Annotated in this window: 15 protein-coding genes; 3 read left to right on the forward strand and 12 right to left on the reverse strand. The window is 64.7% G+C overall.

The window, feature by feature from the left end:
* Positions 1 to 71: 71 nt before the first annotated feature.
* The 4 genes from AB6724_RS03825 to AB6724_RS03840 all read right to left on the reverse strand — a co-directional run bounded on the left by AB6724_RS03825 (position 72) and on the right by AB6724_RS03840 (position 4,660).
* Positions 72 to 1,790 carry a FecR family protein gene (locus AB6724_RS03825; RefSeq protein WP_369337176.1) on the reverse strand — a complete coding sequence of 573 codons (1,719 nt, stop codon included), beginning with the start codon at positions 1,788 to 1,790 and terminating at the stop codon, positions 72 to 74.
* Between the two features lie 74 nt (positions 1,791 to 1,864).
* Positions 1,865 to 2,575 (reverse strand): response regulator transcription factor, encoded by a 711-nt coding sequence (locus AB6724_RS03830; protein WP_369337177.1) that lies wholly within the window; start codon positions 2,573 to 2,575, stop codon positions 1,865 to 1,867.
* Between the two features lie 74 nt (positions 2,576 to 2,649).
* Positions 2,650 to 3,954, reverse strand: coding sequence for a tryptophan--tRNA ligase (locus AB6724_RS03835; protein WP_369337178.1), 1,305 nt, complete (start codon positions 3,952 to 3,954; stop codon positions 2,650 to 2,652).
* A 37-nt stretch (positions 3,955 to 3,991) separates the two neighbouring features.
* A complete protein-coding gene (locus tag AB6724_RS03840) occupies positions 3,992 to 4,660 on the reverse strand; it encodes a site-2 protease family protein (RefSeq protein WP_369337179.1) in 669 nt (222 codons plus the stop codon).
* A gap of 217 nt (positions 4,661 to 4,877) precedes the next feature.
* Here AB6724_RS03840 and AB6724_RS03845 point away from each other — a divergent pair, with 217 nt between their 5' ends.
* Positions 4,878 to 6,137 (forward strand): methyl-accepting chemotaxis protein, encoded by a 1,260-nt coding sequence (locus tag AB6724_RS03845; RefSeq protein ID WP_369337180.1) that lies wholly within the window; start codon positions 4,878 to 4,880, stop codon positions 6,135 to 6,137.
* A 60-nt stretch (positions 6,138 to 6,197) separates the two neighbouring features.
* Here AB6724_RS03845 and AB6724_RS03850 read toward each other — a convergent pair whose 3' ends face one another.
* Both AB6724_RS03850 and AB6724_RS03855 read right to left on the reverse strand, forming a co-directional pair.
* Positions 6,198 to 6,842, reverse strand: a complete 645-nt coding sequence (locus AB6724_RS03850; RefSeq protein WP_369337181.1) for an L-threonylcarbamoyladenylate synthase — start codon at positions 6,840 to 6,842, stop codon at positions 6,198 to 6,200.
* Positions 6,843 to 6,860: 18 nt separating this feature from the next.
* Positions 6,861 to 7,724 carry a 3',5'-nucleoside bisphosphate phosphatase gene (locus AB6724_RS03855; RefSeq protein ID WP_369337182.1) on the reverse strand — a complete coding sequence of 288 codons (864 nt, stop codon included), beginning with the start codon at positions 7,722 to 7,724 and terminating at the stop codon, positions 6,861 to 6,863.
* A gap of 173 nt (positions 7,725 to 7,897) precedes the next feature.
* Here AB6724_RS03855 and AB6724_RS03860 point away from each other — a divergent pair, with 173 nt between their 5' ends.
* Together AB6724_RS03860 and AB6724_RS03865 are read left to right on the forward strand one after the other, a co-directional pair.
* Entirely contained in the window at positions 7,898 to 9,631 is a 1,734-nt protein-coding gene (locus tag AB6724_RS03860; protein WP_369337183.1) for a methyl-accepting chemotaxis protein, read from the forward strand.
* A 315-nt stretch (positions 9,632 to 9,946) separates the two neighbouring features.
* On the forward strand, positions 9,947 to 11,659 hold the full coding sequence (locus tag AB6724_RS03865) for a methyl-accepting chemotaxis protein (protein WP_369337184.1): 1,713 nt from the start codon (positions 9,947 to 9,949) through the stop codon (positions 11,657 to 11,659).
* A gap of 33 nt (positions 11,660 to 11,692) precedes the next feature.
* Here the strand turns inward: AB6724_RS03865 and AB6724_RS03870 are convergent, their stop codons facing one another.
* The 6 genes from AB6724_RS03870 to AB6724_RS03895 form a co-directional block, all read right to left on the reverse strand.
* Positions 11,693 to 12,604 (reverse strand): type II secretion system F family protein, encoded by a 912-nt coding sequence (locus AB6724_RS03870; RefSeq protein WP_369337185.1) that lies wholly within the window; start codon positions 12,602 to 12,604, stop codon positions 11,693 to 11,695.
* Between the two features lie 27 nt (positions 12,605 to 12,631).
* On the reverse strand, positions 12,632 to 13,621 hold the full coding sequence (locus AB6724_RS03875; RefSeq protein ID WP_369337186.1) for a type II secretion system F family protein: 990 nt from the start codon (positions 13,619 to 13,621) through the stop codon (positions 12,632 to 12,634).
* Between the two features lie 21 nt (positions 13,622 to 13,642).
* The gene (locus AB6724_RS03880; RefSeq protein ID WP_369337270.1) at positions 13,643 to 14,971 is read right to left on the reverse strand and encodes a TadA family conjugal transfer-associated ATPase; all 1,329 of its coding nucleotides are present in this window, start codon (positions 14,969 to 14,971) and stop codon (positions 13,643 to 13,645) included.
* 120 nt (positions 14,972 to 15,091) lie between these two features.
* Positions 15,092 to 16,252 (reverse strand): CpaE/TadZ family protein, encoded by a 1,161-nt coding sequence (locus AB6724_RS03885; protein ID WP_369337187.1) that lies wholly within the window; start codon positions 16,250 to 16,252, stop codon positions 15,092 to 15,094.
* Between the two features lie 18 nt (positions 16,253 to 16,270).
* Entirely contained in the window at positions 16,271 to 16,720 is a 450-nt protein-coding gene (locus AB6724_RS03890) for a TadE/TadG family type IV pilus assembly protein (RefSeq protein WP_369337188.1), read from the reverse strand.
* Positions 16,717 to 17,163: a TadE/TadG family type IV pilus assembly protein gene (locus AB6724_RS03895; protein ID WP_369337189.1), complete on the reverse strand. Its 447-nt coding sequence runs from the start codon at positions 17,161 to 17,163 to the stop codon at positions 16,717 to 16,719. The genes AB6724_RS03890 and AB6724_RS03895 overlap by 4 nt, the downstream gene beginning before the upstream one ends.
* Positions 17,164 to 17,167 lie beyond the last annotated feature (4 nt).

Below are 17,167 nucleotides of genomic sequence, written 5' to 3' on the forward strand. Positions count from 1 at the left end.
TGGCTCTGCATCGAACTTATGCGTGGACTCAATGAAACATCACGATATCCATGCGTTGCCAGCTATCGAATTTACTGGCGCAGCAGCCGCGAACCATCACCGGAGTTCAGCGTCTGGCCGTCGCCCGTGGTGACCCAGTTGCCGGTCAGGAATTCGCGCGCTGCCGAGAAATTGCTGCGCAGGCCGTTGCTGTCTTCCACCTGCATCTGCAGAAAATAGCTGCCCGGGGGCAAATCACCGGTAGACCATTGCGGCTCGCTGACCCAGGTGTCGACCAGCGGGTTGGCGAAGCCGGGTTCGCTGGCCACCACGATGTGGTAGCGCTGGCCTGGCTCGCCGGCCCAGTGGATATGGCTGCTGCCTTGTCCCGGGCCGCCGCCCATCTGCAGCTCGGGCGAACGCGGAGCCTGGGCCAGCTTCAGCTTGAGCGCGGGCGCAAACGGGCCCGGGTCCTGCCCGCCATCGGCCAAGATGCGGATGCTGGCGGCGCGCCACTGATAGTCGCCGGCCGGCAACTGGGCCAGGGTATCGGCGGGCAGCAGGCAGTCCCGGAGTTCGCTGGCATCTATGGCCGGGCGGGAAAAATCGGCGCCGGCGGCCGCCACCTGGATTCTGTAGGCCGAGGCTTCCTGCACCTTGGTGCACTCCAGGCCTTGCTGGCCCAGGCCGATCACGGCGCCGGGCGCGGGCGAGGCGTAGAGCGGCGGCACCGGATGCGCCTTGACGCGGATGCGCTGCACGCTGCGCGCGCCGGGGACGCCGTTGGCATCAATGGCGCGAATGGCGGCGAAATACTCGCCGTCTTCGACGCCGGTCAGGCGGGCCGGTGACTGCGAGAACATGCCGCTGCGCAGCGTCCGGGTGAAGCTTCGGTCCCCGGCCAGCTGCACCTGAAAGCGCAGGGCCGCGGGCATGGCCGGCAGCGTCAGGCTGACCCAGTTCGCGTCTTCCACCAGTGTCGGCCAGGCCGTCGTATCAGGGGCGGGCAGCATGGGAAGAGTCTTGCCAAGACGGCCATCGGCGGCCACGGCAATGCCCTGACCGGGTTTGAGCAAGGCGCCCGGCGCGCCGGCGTGCACGGCGACCGAGCCCTCGTCCACGGCTGCGGCCGTCCCGCCCTGGTCGTCCGTCAAGACCATGAACTGCGTGCCGCGCACGCTGGTCGATGCGGCCTGGGTGCGGACCTCGAAACGGCGCTCGCCATCGGCCTGTTTGGGAACCGAGGCCTCGACACCGCCCGCGTGCAGATCGAGCACGGACTGCAGGCTGCCGGCGCGCCCCTTGCGACGCATCTGGCGCAGCTCCACATCGGACTCGGACTGCACGCGCACCAGCGAGCCATCGGCCAGGCGCACGGCAACAAAGGCGTTGGCGGGCACTTTGAGTGCGTCGCCTTCCTGCAGCAGTTGGCCTTTCTGCACGGGCTGGTCTGGCGCATCCGCAGGCCCGGCCAGATGGCTGAGCGAGTGCGAGCTGCGCACATCGCCCTGCACGAACTCCACCGAGGCGGCTGCGGCGCGCAACAGGCGCGCGGGAATCTCCAGCACCGAGCCGGGGCGCAGGCGGAAAGGGTCTGCCACGTGGTTCTGGCTTTGCAGCGTGGTCCAGCGGCGATGGTCGCCCAGGTAACGCGCGGCCAGTTGTTCCAGCGTGTCGCCGCTGACGACGCGATGCTCGATCACATCGCCGTTGCGCGGCATGGGCCGGATCTGGGCGATGGCGCTGCCCGCCAGCGTCAGCCCCGCAACTCCCGAGCCCACCAGGGCGGCACGCAGTCCAGGGAGCTGCATGAAGACAAACCTGGTGGGGATAGGGAGTGGCATGAGGTATCGAGGTAGGGCAGGCCGGGTGTGATGAAACGGCCTCAGTCGGCGCTGGCGGTAGAGTCGTCGGTCTCCGGCACGTCCAGCCGGTAGCCGTAGCCATAGATGGCGGAAATCGAGTAGGGCTGGCCCGCTCGCAGATTGAGCAGATTGCGCAGGCGCGAGACATGGGTGTCCAGCGAGCGCGACTGCACCTCGGCGTTATGGCCCCAGATGGCTTCGCGCAGATGGTCGCGCGACAGCAGGCGGCCCTGGTTCTGGAACAGCGTCAGCGCCAGCGTGTATTCGCGGTGCGTGACCTCCACGGGCTGGCCGTCCATTTCGATGCAGCTGGTGGCGGAGAGAAAACGGTAGGGGCCAAAGGTCAGCACGCTTTGGGCCGACAGCGGATAGGCGCGGCGCAGCAGAGCGGAGATGCGTGCGCGCAGCTCGGCCGCCCGCACGGGCTTGATCATGAAATCATCGGCGCCGCAGCTCAGGCCTTCGACGATATCGGCCTCCTCGCTGCGGTGGGTGATGAAGATGATGGGCACCTGCTTGCTGACCTGCTCGCGTACCCAGCGCACGATCTCTGTGCCCTGGATATCGGGCAGCTCCCAGTCGATGAGCAGCAGATCGAAGCTTTCACGGCGCAACCCCTGTTGCAGAGCCGTGCCCTTGAGGAAGGTGTGGCAGCTGTGGCCCGCCTCGGTCGCGACTTGGCGCAGCATTTCCAGTTGCAATGGATCATCGTCCAGAGCGGCAATACGCATTCATCGTTCCTTTTGTGCGAAGGATTGCATCCATGCTGCCCGGTCGGTGCCGGGCAACCCTCTTTGCAAGCAGCTTACTGCTCGGCGGCTTCGCGCAGCTGTTCCAGCGCTTGCAGTACCTGATTGTCGCTGATGCCGTCCAGGGCCTGCAGGCGCGGCTTGAGTGCGGCCAGGGCCGCTGCGCCTTCGCGCTGCAGCTGGGCAATGCTCTGGCCCGCCTCCTTGGGGGCCGTGAAGCCCTGGCTTTGCAGCAGCAGCTGCCCGTCGGCGGCCACCAGCTTGAAGTAGAACTGGCCGTCGGCTTCGCGATACTGCTTGAACTGCGGCAGAGCCGTCTTGGCGGTCTTGGCCTTGGTGCTGGTCTGTGCCTTGGCCAGATTGCGCAGGCCCACGGCGCCGCGCAAGGTCTGCACAAACGGCGTGGCCAGCTTGCGCGCCTTGGCGGCGCCGGCCTGCAGAATCTCCTCGAGCTCGCCGGGATGGGCGATCAGGTATTCATAGCGCTCGCGCATGGGCGCGAGTTCGCGGTCTATGCGCTCGAACAGCACCTGCTTGGCATCGCCCCAGGCAATGCCTTCGGCATATTGCCGGCGCAGGGTCGCGGTTTCCTCTTCGCTGGCAAAGGCCTGGTAGATCTGGAACAGGGCCGAGCCTTCGACCTCCTTGGGCTCGCCGGGCGCGCGCGAGTCCGTGGTGATGCTGTTGATCAGCTTCCTCAGCTGCTCGCGCGGTGCGAACAGGGGGATGGTGTTGTTGTAGCTCTTGCTCATCTTGCGGCCGTCCAGGCCGGGCAGGGTGGCGACGCTTTCCTCGACCACGGCCTCGGGCAGGGTGAAGTATTCACTGCCATAGATGTGGTTGAAGCTCGAGGCCATGTCGCGCGCCATCTCCAGATGCTGGACCTGGTCGCGGCCCACGGGCACCTTGTGGGCATTGAAGATCAGGATGTCGGCGCCCATGAGCACCGGATACATGAACAGGCCGGCCGTCACGCCGTCGTCGGACTCCGTGCCGCTCGCATGGTTCTTGTCCACGGCGGCCTTGTAGGCGTGGGCGCGGTTGAGCAGGCCCTTGCCGGTCACGCAGGTCAGGAACCAGGTCAGCTCGGGAATCTCGGGGATGTCCGACTGGCGGTAGAAGGTGACGTGCTCGGGATCCAGTCCGGCCGCGAGCCAGCTGGCTGCAATCTCGATGGTGGAGCGCTGCACGCGGTCCGGGTCCTGGCACTTGATGAGGGCATGGTAGTCGGCCAGGAAGTAGAAGTTCTCCACATTCTTGTCGCGGCTGGCCGCGATGGCGGGGCGCATCATGCCTGCGTAGTTGCCCAGGTGCGGCGTGCCGCTGGGGGTGATGCCGGTCAGAAAACGGGTAGTGCTCATAGGATCAACAGCAAATATCAGTGGCGGGGCGCCGCGCTCAGCGCAGCAAGGCCATGAAGGGGTAGAGGATCAGATCGATGGCCGAGTAGCCCAGGCTCATCAGCGGGCGCAGCCAGTAACTGCCCACCACGCCGGCAATCACCAGCGCCATGACGATGAAAAAGCCATAGGGCTCGATGCGGGCCACGGCCTGCGCCTGTCTCCAGGGCAGCAGGCCGACGAGAATGCGGCCGCCGTCCAGCGGCGGCAGCGGAAACAGATTGAAGGCCCACATCACCAGATTGACGGTGATGCCGGCGCGGCACATCTCGAGGAAGAAGCGCTCGTGCAGTCCTACCCCCACCATCAACACCAGGGCCAGGCCCCAGAGCACGGCTTGCACGAAGTTCGACGCCGGACCGGCCAGCGCCACCCAGATCATGTCGCGCTTGGGATGGCGCAACTGATCGAAGCGCACGGGCACGGGCTTGGCATAGCCGAACAGAAACGCGCCCGAAGTCGCGAAGTACAGCAGCAGCGGCATCAAGATGGTGCCGACGGGATCTATGTGCTTGATGGGGTTGAGCGTGATGCGCCCCATCATGGCCGCGGTGTTGTCGCCGAAATGACGCGCCGCGTAGCCGTGTGCCGCCTCATGAATGGTGATGGCGAACAGCACGGGCAGGGCGTAGATCAGTACGGTTTGGATGAGTTCAGTGAATTCCACGCTCTGATTGTCTCAGACGCTGCGCTTTTGCGTTGTCTCGCCGGGTCGCCGGCCAGCTGCGTCGGCAGAAATACGGGTTGCGCATAGTTGTGTTGCAAACCATTTGTAGCAAAATGCAACCCGCACATCAGCCTGGATGGTGGTCGGGGACCATGTGCTGGGTAGCGAGGTCAACACATAACTAGAGGTTCGGCTGGACCGGGCAAGGGGATCAAATATGACAGTGAGCAATCGTCTGATGATTGCGTTTGCCAGCATCAGCATGTTTGTGCTGGGGTTGATGGGAATTGCCTGGGTGGCGATGTCCGATGTTCTGGAGGTGCTGCAGGCGGGCTCGCTGACGGCGCAGCAGTCGCAGAACCTGATGCAGGAAGTGCAGCGTTCGCGCTGGTGGCTGGTGGGGCTGGGTGTCTGGGTCTGCATCTGCTGCACCTGGTCCTGGATCAGCCTGCGCCGGCGCATCGTCCAGCCTTTGCAGGAAGCCATCTTGATCGCTGAAACCGTGGCAGCCGGGGATTTGAGCCAGGAGTTCTCGTCCAATGCCCAGGGCGAGTTCGGCCGTCTGCTCACCGCGCTGAGCACCATGGAGGACACGCTGACCGAGTTGGTGGGACGCATCAAGAAGTCCACGGATTCGCTGGCGGTTTCGGCCTACGAAATCGATGCCGGCAATGCCAATCTCTCCAGCCGCACCGAGCAGCAGGTCAGCGCCTTGACCGAGACCGCGGCCAGCATGGAGCAGCTCACCGCCACGGTGCGCCAGAATGCCGAGCGCGCGCATTCGGCCAGTTCCCTGGCCGTGACGGCCTCGGCCACGGCCGAGCGCGGCGGCGATGTGGTGGGGCAGGTGGTGCACACCATGGACGCGATCAGCGGCAGCTCGCGCAAGATCGTGGACATCATTCAGGTGATCGAGGGCATCGCCTTCCAGACCAATATCCTGGCGCTGAACGCGGCCGTGGAAGCCGCCCGTGCTGGCGAGCAGGGCCGCGGCTTTGCGGTGGTGGCCAGCGAGGTGCGTTCCCTGGCCCAGCGCAGCGCCGAAGCGGCCAAGCAGATCAAGGAGCTGATCACGGCCAGCGTGAGCCAGGTGGAAAGCGGCGCGGGTCTGGTGGGCCAGGCCGGCGATACCATGCAGGACATCATGCAATCCGTGGGCCAGGTCACCAGCCTGCTGGGCGAGATCTCCCAGGCGCTACGGGAGCAGAGCGAAGGCATTGCCCATGTGAACACGGCCGTGGCGCATATGGACAGCACCAATCAGGAAAATGCAGCCCTGGTCATGCAGGCCACACAGGCGGCCGTGGCGCTCAACGCCCGCACCCAGGATCTGCAGCAGGCCGTGGGGGCCTTCAAGCTCGATGATGACGAGACGCCCGCGGCTGTGCCCATGTCGCGGCCGTCGCTGGCTCCCGTGGGCATGCGTGCCCAGCCTGCGGCGCAGGCCAGGCCGGCCTTGGCTTACGAAGAGTCTTGAACTGAAGCGAAATCGCGCTGCAGCCTAGTGTTGCAGAGCGCGATCAGCTTCAATATTGCTTCAGCCAGCCTGCAGGCCCAGGGATTCCAGGCTGCCCAGGCCCTGGCGCACCACGATGGGCGGATTGTTCATGGCCATGGGAGTCAGGTCCAGCACGGTGGTCGGCTGCTGCGGGCAGGCGCCGGAGTCCACCACGGCATCCAGCTCATGCGGAAAGCGCTCGAGGATGGCGTCGGCATCGTTGAGCGGCTCGGTTTCGCCAGGGGCGATCAGGGTGGTGGCCAGCAGCGGCTCGCCCAGCTCCGCCAGCAGCAGCTGCAGCCCCTTGCGGTCCGGCACGCGCAGGCCGATGGTCTTGCGCGAGGGGTGGCTCAGGCGCTTGGGTACTTCCTTGCTGGCCTCGAGAATAAAGGTGTAGGGGCCGGGCGTGGCCAGCTTGAGCAGACGGTATTGGCGATTGTCCACGCGTGCGTAGTTGGCGAGTTCCGACAGATCGCGGCAGAGCAGCGTGAGGTGGTGCTTGTCATTGATCTGGCGAATGCGGCGCAGCCGGTCGACGGCATTCTTGTCGTCGAGGTGGCAGACCAGCGCATAGCTGGAGTCGGTGGGCACGGCAAAGATCGCGCCCTTGCGCAGCATTTCTGCGGCCTGCTTGATGATGCGGGGCTGAGGGTTCTCTGGATAGACTTCAAAGCGGGTCGTCATGCTTGCTTCCCTTGGTGTTCATGCGCGTTGTATGCGGTCCTGCAGCAGATCCCACACCGGTGTCAGGCTGGCGGGCAGATAGGGCAGCTGGCCGAGGTCGACCTGCGACTCATCGGGACTGTGGAAGTCGCTGCCGCGCGATGCGGCCAGGTCGAACTCCCGGGCCAGATCGGCATAGCTCAGATATTCGTGCGGGCGGTGGCTGCCCGTGATGACTTCGACGCCCCGGCCGCCCAGCTGTTTGAATTCCGAGAACAGCGCGTATTCCTCGTTGGCGCTGAAGTCATAGCGGGCCGGATGGGCGATCACGGCCAGCCCTCCGGCGTTGACGATCCAGCTCACGGCATCGCGCAGCCTGGCCCAGGTGTGGGGAACATAGCCGGGCTTGCCCTCGGTCAGGTAGTGCCGAAAGACATCGTAGGTGTCGCTGCAGACCCCGGTTTCCACCAGATAGCGGGCGAAATGCGTGCGTGAGATCAGCTCGGGGTTGCCCGCATGGCGCAGCGCGCCCTCGTAGGCTCCGGCAATGCCGGCCTGCTCCAGCTGCTGCGCCATTTCGCGGGCGCGCGGGCCGCGGCCGTTGCGGGTGTCGTACAGGCCCTGGCTCAGGGCCGCATCGTCGGCATCGAAACCCAGGCCCACGATATGCACGGTATGGCCCGCAAAGCTGACCGAGATCTCGGTACCGGTCAGATAGTCGAGTCCTGCGGCATTGGCCGCTGCGGCCGCCCGGTGCTGACCGCCGACCTCGTCGTGGTCGGTCAGCGCCCACAGCTCCACGCCGCGCGCTGCGGCGCGCTCGGCCAGCTGTTCGGGAGTCAAAGTGCCGTCCGACACCACGGAGTGACAGTGAAGATCGGCGTTCAAGTAGGTTCTGGACACTGCTTCATTGTAGGCGCGCCCTGGAGCCCGAGGCCTGACGGCAACCCTGGGGTGCCGGCTGTGTAACAAAGTTTAATTTTTTCGGCAAGCCGCCGATGAACGATGGAACGCATGCACGTATTGGCCAGATGAGCTGGCGAAGCAGACCTGCGGTTGATGAGGCAAAAGAGTACATGAGATTGAATCAGTTCACGGTGGCCCAGAAGCTATGGGCCTTGGTGCTCGGTCTGCTGGCCGGCATGTTGCTGCTGGCCGCTGGCAGCCTGGTGTATTTGAATAATGTCTTTGGCGAGACGGCGCGTCAGGTCGATCAGGCCCAGAGGGCTGCCAATCTGGTCAATGAGTGGCGTCATCTGGCCGAGCTCAGCGTGGACCGCTCCATTGTGGCGGCCACGTCCACCGAGGAAACACTGGTTGAGCAGCAGCGCAAGCTGATGAGCGATGGCATCACGCGTAACAACGAATTGCAAAAGCAGGTGGTCGAGATGGCGAGCGATGCCGACTCACGCAAGTTGCTGGAGCAGATTGCCGAGCTGCGCCGCAAGACCCTGGAAGCCAATTCGGCCGCGCAGCAGGCACGCACCGGCAGCGACTTTGCTGGTGCGATCGATATCGTGGAAAAGCGGCTGCGGCCCGTGACCCGGGAATACCTGGATGCGCAGCAGAAGTTTGAGCAGTTGCAGGAGCAGCGTCGTGATCAGGCGATTGCCGACGGCGAGAGAAGCCAGCGCCATGCCTATGTGGTAATTGCCGTGGCCTGTGGCCTGATCGTGGTGCTGGGGCTGATTGCCGCGACCCTGATCCTGCGCACTATCACCCGTCCGCTGCATGATGCCGTGGCTTTGGCCGACAGCATTGCCGAGGGCGATTTGACCGCTTCGGTCAACAACCAGCGCCATGATGAACTGGGGCGTCTGCTCAAATCCCTGAACACCATGACCGAGCGTCTGCGCTCGGTGGTCGGCCAGGTGCGCTCGGGCGTGGAGTCCGTGTCCTCGGCCTCGGGCCAGATTGCCACGGGCAACCAGGACCTGTCGGCCCGCACCGAGCAGACGGCGGCCAACCTTGAGGAAACCGCGGCCAGCATGGAAGAGCTGACGGCCACCGTCACCCAGTCCGCCGATACGGCGCGCCAGGCCAACCAGCTGGCCTCGACAGCGGCTCAGGCCGCCGAGCAGGGCGGCCGTGTGGTGGAGCAGGTGGTGCAGAGCATGGCGCAGATCACCGACAGCAGCCGCAAGATTGCGGACATCATCGGCGTGATCGACTCCATTGCCTTCCAGACCAATATCCTGGCGCTCAACGCAGCCGTGGAAGCGGCCCGCGCCGGCGAGCAGGGCCGCGGTTTTGCGGTGGTGGCGGGCGAGGTGCGCAGCCTGGCCCAGCGCAGCGCCGAGGCGGCCAAAGAGATCAAGCAGCTCATCACCACCAGCGTGGACAACGTGCAATCGGGCTCGCAGCAGGTGGAACTGGCGGGCAAGAGCATGAACGAGATCGTCTCCAGCGTGCGCCGGGTCAGCGATCTGATCGGCGAGATCACGGCCTCGTCGACCGAGCAGCGCGACGGCATCGGCCAGGTGAATCAGGCGGTGAGCAATCTGGACCAGATGACGCAGCAGAATGCGGCGCTGGTGGAGGAGTCCAGTGCGGCGGCGCTGTCGATGCAGGAGCAGGCACGGCGCCTGGCCGAGGTGGTGGCCGTCTTCAAGCTGGGCCAGGAGCACGGTTATGCCAGGGGCGCTGCGGGGCAACGCCCGGCCAGCCGTCCCGTGCCGGCCATGGCTCCCGTCAAGCCCGTGGCCGCCGGCAAGCCGGTCAGCAAGCCTGCGGCCAGTGCCCCCGCCTTGGCGGCGGCCAAGTCCAAGCCGACTGCGGAGGCGAATGACGGCGACTGGGAAACTTTCTAAATAGCCCTGTCCTTCCCATTTAGGCCCACATCTGCGTTCGTGCAGCTGTGGGCTTTTTCATGTCTGCCTAATGAGTTCACGAAATGTGGAAAGCGGGAAAGCCCTGATAACAAGAGTCGCGAGTCGTCTGGAAAATGCTTGTAACAATTATTAATATTTAATTACAGCCGGCCGGACCTATTCCGCCTGGCTGTAATTGATTGGGGAGGACGTCAGGGGCCAGGAATTGACCGCCAGAGTCATGGAAAAGTCAGCCCGAAGTTCACGATGCGGACGTACCTGTGTGTGGCTGTTCTTGTCTGGATTGGTTGGTTCATGAAGTTGTTTCAATTCACCGTGGCCCAGAAGCTGTGGGCGCTGGTGATCGCCCTGCTGGCGGGCATGTTGCTGGTAGTGGCCGGCAGTCTCTGGTATTCAAAGCGTGTCAACGAGGGCATCTTGGCCGAGGTCGTGCGAGCCCAAAATGCGGCGGCGCAGGCCAAGGAGTGGCACATCCTGACGCAGATGAGCATGGACCGCTTCACGGCGGCCGCCATGTCCACCGAGGAAAACCTGGTCGAGCACCAGTACAAGGAGATGAGCAAGCTCATCGGCCGCATCAATACCCTGCGCCAGGCCGTGGAGGCGCAGGTCACTACCGACGAGGCTCGCCAACGCATGGCCGAAGTCGGTGGGTACCGCGACAAGCTGTTTGCCGTGAACAAAGAGGTGGACGAGGCCCGTCGCACGCGTGAATTCGAGCGTTCGCAGCAGCTGATCGAGCAGAAGCTCAGCCCTTTGGCGCAAAAGTACTACGAAGCGCTGGATGCCTACGTGGAGCTGCAGGAGCGCTACAAGAGCGAGGCCATCGAAGAAGGCGTGGCCAGGCGGGCGCAGGCCTATGTGGTGATCGTCGCGGCTTGTGGCCTGCTCATCCTGCTGGGCCTGGTGACGGCGGCCTTCATCATGCGTTCCATCACGCAGCCGCTGGTGCAGGCCGTGGGCTTGGCCGACGCGATCGCCGGCGGCGATCTGAGCGCCAGCACCCGGCATGGGCGCGATGACGAGCTGGGCCAGTTGCACCAGTCGCTGAACGCCATGACCGAGCGTCTGCGCTCGGTGGTCGGCCAGGTGCGCTCGGGCGTGGAGTCCGTGTCCTCGGCCTCGGGCCAGATTGCCACGGGCAACCAGGACCTGTCGGCCCGCACCGAGCAGACGGCGGCCAACCTTGAGGAAACCGCGGCCAGCATGGAAGAGCTGACGGCCACCGTCACCCAGTCCGCCGATACGGCGCGCCAGGCCAACCAGCTGGCCTCGACAGCGGCTCAGGCCGCCGAGCAGGGCGGCCGTGTGGTGGAGCAGGTGGTGCAGAGCATGGCGCAGATCACCGACAGCAGCCGCAAGATTGCGGACATCATCGGCGTGATCGACTCCATTGCCTTCCAGACCAATATCCTGGCGCTCAACGCAGCCGTGGAAGCGGCCCGCGCCGGCGAGCAGGGCCGCGGTTTTGCGGTGGTGGCGGGCGAGGTGCGCAGCCTGGCCCAGCGCAGCGCCGAGGCGGCCAAAGAGATCAAGCAGCTCATCACCACCAGCGTGGACAACGTGCAATCGGGCTCGCAGCAGGTGGAACTGGCGGGCAAGAGCATGAACGAGATCGTCTCCAGCGTGCGCCGGGTCAGCGATCTGATCGGCGAGATCACGGCCTCGTCGACCGAGCAGCGCGACGGCATCGGCCAGGTGAATCAGGCGGTGAGCAATCTGGACCAGATGACGCAGCAGAATGCGGCGCTGGTGGAGGAGTCCAGTGCGGCGGCGCTGTCGATGCAGGAGCAGGCACGGCGCCTGGCCAAGGTGGTGGCGGTTTTCCGGCTGGGGCGTGAAGAGCAGGCGGCTGTCACACAGATGCCGGTGCCCAAGCTGGCGCCCGCCATGGCACAGCCTGCCAGGCTGCGTTCTCAGGGCCAGCCCGCGTTCGTGATGAGGAAGGCGCAGCCACTGGCCGTCAGTCATTCGCACGCGCAGGGCGAGAGCTGGGCGAGCTTCTGAAAACGAACTTGCGTGCCCGACGCAGGCTCTCCTTCAAATGCTCCCGGCAATCATGGGCATGATCATGCGCACGATCCGGATTATGGCCGGGCCAAGAACCACCATCACGATGGCCGGGAAGATGCAGGTCACCAGCGGCAGCAGCATCTTGGTGGGAATCTTGGCAGCCAGTTCTTCGGCGCGCATCTGCCGCTTGTGGCGCAGGTCGTCGGAGAACACGCGCAGCGATTCGCCGATGCTGGTGCCGAACCGGTCGGCCTGGGTCAGCATGGCCGCGAAGGTGTGGATCTCATCCACGCCGGTGCGCGCTGCCAGGTTGCGCAGGGATTTCTCGCGGGTGCTGCCGGCGCGCATCTCCAGATTGGTCCAGTGCAGCTCCTCGGCCAGGGCTTCGCTTTTGATGCGGATCTCCTCGGTGACCTTGCCCAGGGCGGCATCCAGCCCCATGCCGGCTTCCACGCAGACCAGCATCAGGTCGGCCGCATCGGGAAAGTTCTCGAAGATCTCGCGCCTGCGTTGCGACGCCATCCAGCGCAGCACCAGATTGGGCAGGTAGCAGGCCACAAGGGCCGCCACCAAGGTGCAGAGCAGGAGTTGGGTGCTATCCGTCGTGCCGGAGGCCAGCATCAGCGAATACACAGCCAGCGCCGCAATCACGGGCAGCAGCGTCTTGACCCCGAAGTACAGCAGGGGCGCGCTCTCATTGCGGATGCCGGCGTTCAGAAAGCGCAGGCGCAAGGGCGTGGCGTCGATACCCGCAGTGGGCGATGACAGCTGGGCAAACGGGCCGACCAGCTTGACCGCGGTTTCCGTCCAGCCTCTATCGTCGGTAGTTGGCGCCAGTGCCTGCAGGCGCTGTTCCGTAGTCGTTGGAGTGATCCAGAAGAACAGGGCTCCTGCGGCCAGCATGACGGCAGTGAAGGTGAGCAGGGCGACGATCAGCATGACGGACTCCTTGCGTTCCAGATGGGCTCATACCCGGATGCGGATGATGCGACGCATCATCAGCATGCCGATCAGCATCAGCACGGCCAGCCATTTCAGGATGATGATGCCGATGGGATCGGTCCACAGCGCGGACATGAACTCGGGGTTCAACAGATTCAGCAGCGCGGCCAGCGCGAAAGGCATGAGCCCCAGAATCCAGGCCGACATCCGTCCTTCGGAAGACAGCACGCGGACCTTGGCATGGAGCTTGAGCCGCTCGCGGATAAGGTGGCTCAGATTGCTCAGCATCTCCGTCAGGTTGCCGCCGGATTCGCGCTGTATGAGTACGGCCACGATGAAGTAGCGCAGATCGGTGACCGGTACCCGCTCGCCCAGATTGCTCAGGGCCTGCTGCAGTGAAGTGCCGTAGTTGATCTCGTCATGCACCAGGCGGAATTCGCTGGCGATGGGCTCGGCCAGTTCCTCGCCGGCCATCTGCAGGCCGGCGGAGAATGCATGGCCGGCGCGCAGCGCCCGCGCAATCAGATCCAGGGCTTCGGGGAGCTGGCGTTCCATCAGGCCCAGGCGCTGGCGGCGCTTGCGCTGCAGATAGAGCCAGGGCAGGGAGCCCAGTACGGCGCCCACGATGGCACCCAGCTCCATGGACTGGCGCAGCATGACTGCCGCCAGCATGCCGAGTGCAAACAGTATCGAACAGCTGAGCAGCAGGCCCGAAACCGTCCACTCCAGACCGGACTGCAGGATGAAACGGTCCAACTGGTGGGCACGCGGCATGCGCTGCAGCATGCGCTCCAGCAGCGGCATATCGCTGAGCACGCGTTCCTTGACTAGCTTGGTCTGCGTGCTGCTGTCATGGGCCGCGGACAAGGCCTGCAGGCGGCGCTCAAGCCGCTTTGCCTCGGGGCCTTTGTACTGCTTCCACATCATGTGCAAAGCTTCGAGCAGCAGCAGCATGGCGGCAAACACCAGGACCACGATCATGAGGACCGAATGGGAGGAAAAAAAGGATGGCATGGCGGCTCCTTTTCAGGGCGTTCACTGATAGTGGCGCTCGGGATCGAAGATGGTGTCCGGCAATGCGATGCCAAAGCCTTTGAGCCTATCGGCGAACTTGGGCCTGACGCCCGAGGCATGGAAATAGCCCTGGACCTCGCCGCCGGCACCGACGCCGGTCTGGGTGTAGGAGAAGATTTCCTGCATGGTGACGACCTCGCCCTCCATGCCGGTGATCTCCTGAATGCTGGTGACTTTGCGCTTGCCGTCCGTCAGCCGCAGAACCTGCACGATCACCGTGATGGCCGAGGCAATCTGCTGGCGTGCGGCCTGGTGGGGCAGATTCAGGCCCGCCATGCCGACCATGTTTTCCAGCCGCGCCAGAGAATCGCGCGGGGTATTGGCGTGAATCGTCGTCAATGAGCCTTCATGGCCGGTGTTCATGGCCTGCAGCATGTCCACGGCCTCGGCACCGCGAACCTCGCCGATGATGATGCGGTCCGGCCGCATGCGCAGTGCGTTGCGCACCAGCGAGCGCTGAGTGATCTCGCCGCGGCCTTCGATATTGGGTGGGCGTGTTTCCATGCGCACCACATGGGGCTGCTGCAGCTGCAGCTCGGCCGCATCCTCGATGGTGACCACGCGTTCCGCCGCAGGGATATAGCCCGAGAGGATGTTGAGCAGCGTGGTCTTGCCGGCGCCGGTGCCGCCCGAGATGATCATGTTCACCTTGGCCTTGGCCAGGGCCTCCAGCACCGCGGCCATGCCCGGCGTCAGGCTCTTGAGGTCATTGATCAGGTTCTCCATGCGCAGCGGCGTGCGCGCAAAGCGCCGGATCGACATCATGGGGCCGTCGAGCGCAACCGGCGGGATGACGGCATTCACGCGCGAGCCGTCGGGCAGGCGGGCATCGACCATGGGGCTGGATTCATCGATGCGCCGGCCTATGCGCGAGACGATCTTGTCGATGATGCGCAGCAGATGCTTGTCATCGGTGAAGACCACGGGGGTCAGCTCCAGCCGGCCGTGGCGCTCCACATAGATGCGGTCGTGGCGATTGACCAGAATGTCCGAGACCGCAGGGTCGGCCATCAGCAACTCCAGGGGGCCGAAACCCAGCATCTCGTGCTGGATGTCCCGGATCAGCAGCTTTCGTTCCAGATCGTTGATGACCGCTGCGTCCTCGGTCAGCAGGCGCTCGGTCATGGTCGCGATTTCCTGCTGCAGCGTCTGTGTGGGCAGCGACTCCAGGGCGGCCAGGTCGAAACGCTCCACCAGTTTGGCGTGGATGCGGCTTCTGAGCGCCAGATAGGCGGGGGAGTGACCGTAGATCGGAGCGGAAGGGGCGGGTACCGCTTCCTCCGCGGGCATGGACTCCATCTCCGTTGATTCGGGAACGATCTGCAGCGCAGGCTTGGGAGCGCGTGTCGCTGGTGTGGCAAGAAAGTCGCGTAATGACATGGCCGTCTCCTTCTGCGCGATAGGGAATGTTCAGGCCCGGCGGAAGAGCCGGTTCAAGAAGCTGCCGCCGTCTTCCTGGGTCTGGGGCGACAGTTCGTCGGCCCAGGCTGTGAGCTCGCGCACCACGCTGCTGCCGCGGCTGGCTTCGGCCAGAGGCACGCCCGCGTTGATGGCTGACTGCACTTCGTGGGGGGCATCGGAAATGCTGTGCCATTGCTGGGCCAGGCCCAGTGCCTTGCGCACTTCGGGCAGGCCGATCTCGCTGCGCCTGTCCATGCGGTTGAGCACCGGATGCAGGCGGCTTTCCGGGTAGCCCAGGTCGCGAAACATGCGCAGCAGCTTTTGCGCATTGCGCACGGCAGGTACATTGGGCAGCAGCACGGGAACGATGAGCTGGGCCCGGTCCAGCACGCGCAGGGCCAGCGGGTCCAGCACGCGGCCCATGTCCAGCAGCACGAAGTCATAGTGCGTGGCGGCCAGTTGCAGGATGGCATCCACATGCAGCGGCTCGACCTCCATGGCATGGGTGGCCTCTTCGGGAGCGGCAAGCACATGCAGGCGCGGCGTGATCTTGACCGTGCTGGCCGTCAGAAACGAGGCATCGAGGCGATGGATGTCGCGCGCCACATCGGCCAGCGTCGAGGCCGGCCTGCCTTCATGCAGATAGGCCAGGGTGTCGCCAAACTGCAGGTTCAGATCCACGAGCAGCACGGAATGCTTGCGCGCCAGCATCCAGCCCAGATTGGTGGCCAGAAAAGTGGCTCCGCTGCCGCCCTTGCAGGGCAGAAAAGCCATGATCTGGCCCTGAGAGCGCTGCGGCGCGCTGTCCTGCAGCTTGGTGGCGATGCGCTGCACGGCCTCCAGCAGAGCCTGCGGCGGCGGGGGCGAGGGCAGAACCTCGCGCACGCCCGCCCGCATGGACTGCAGCAGGAACTCTGGCGTCTGCTGGGCGCACAGCAGGACCACGGTGGTGCGTGGGTGATGTGTGGTCACATATTCCACCGGGGCCAGGTCTGCGGGATCGCAGCACATGCCGTCGACGATCATCAGGTCCGGCAGCTCCTGCTCGGCGATCGCCGGCATGCGCGTCTTGCCTCCCTCGAAGGTTCGCACCTGATGCGAATGTTGCTGCAGCACATGGACCATCTCCTGGAGATGGAGGGTGTTGGGGGAGATGATGGTGATTTTCATGATGTGCTCACTCTTGGTTTAGCTGGCGCAGGCCGTGCTGCTGTTGGGGTCCTGACGCATGACCTCCCGGGGCAGCGTGGTGGAAAAACTCGGCATGGGAATGGCGGCTCGCAGACCCGCGCCCGCGATGGGCGAGATCCACTGAAACTTCAGCCCGGTAATCGTGACGGTGACGCTCTGGCAGGTCGCGCTGGTACAGCCGGACGGCAGCCAGCTCGTGTTGATGGTGCTGATCTGGGGCAGCAGGGCCTGCATATGGGCCAGCACCTGGGCCTGATGGGTGGTGTCGTCGCATACCGCCGCGTAGCGCGCGCCCGCACGCGCCGTTTCGTTGGCGGCCACCCAGGTGAAAAGCATGCGGCTGAAATCCAGGACGCCGAACAGAAACATCAGGAAGACGAGCAGGGCGAGGGCGAACTCGATAGTCGTGGCGCCATGTGCGGCGCGGGAGTGGTGCAGCGCTTTCATGTCTCTGTCCTCATCGTGGCGGCGATATTGCTGAAGGTCAGCCCTCCGCTGGCGTCGCCCAGCTTGGTGCCGAAGACGCTGCCCAGCATGAACTTGAAGCGGTAGGCGGTCACCGTCACCGTCACGGTGCTGATGTTTTGCGGGTAGGTGCCGCTGCTTTGCCAGGCGCAGCTCACCGCGCCGGTGTTCAGCCCAGGTGCCAGCGGCGTGGTGCCGGCCGTGGTCTGACCGTAGACCACCAGATTCTGTGCCTGGGTGCAATTGGTGTTGGGCAGCTGGGCCGAGAGGTAGCGCGCACCATCACGCACCGACTTGGTGACGGTGTTGTACTCATACAGCGCACGGCCGAATTCGGCGACCAGGATGCTCATCAGGATCAGAAAAGGAAGAGTCAAAGCCAGCTCGACCAGCTCTACCCCTCGTTGTCTATGGTCTGTGCGCATGATG

Origin of the sequence: Comamonas guangdongensis (genome assembly GCF_041079535.1) — a bacterium.
Taxonomy (GTDB): Bacteria; Pseudomonadota; Gammaproteobacteria; order Burkholderiales; family Burkholderiaceae_C; genus Comamonas; species Comamonas guangdongensis.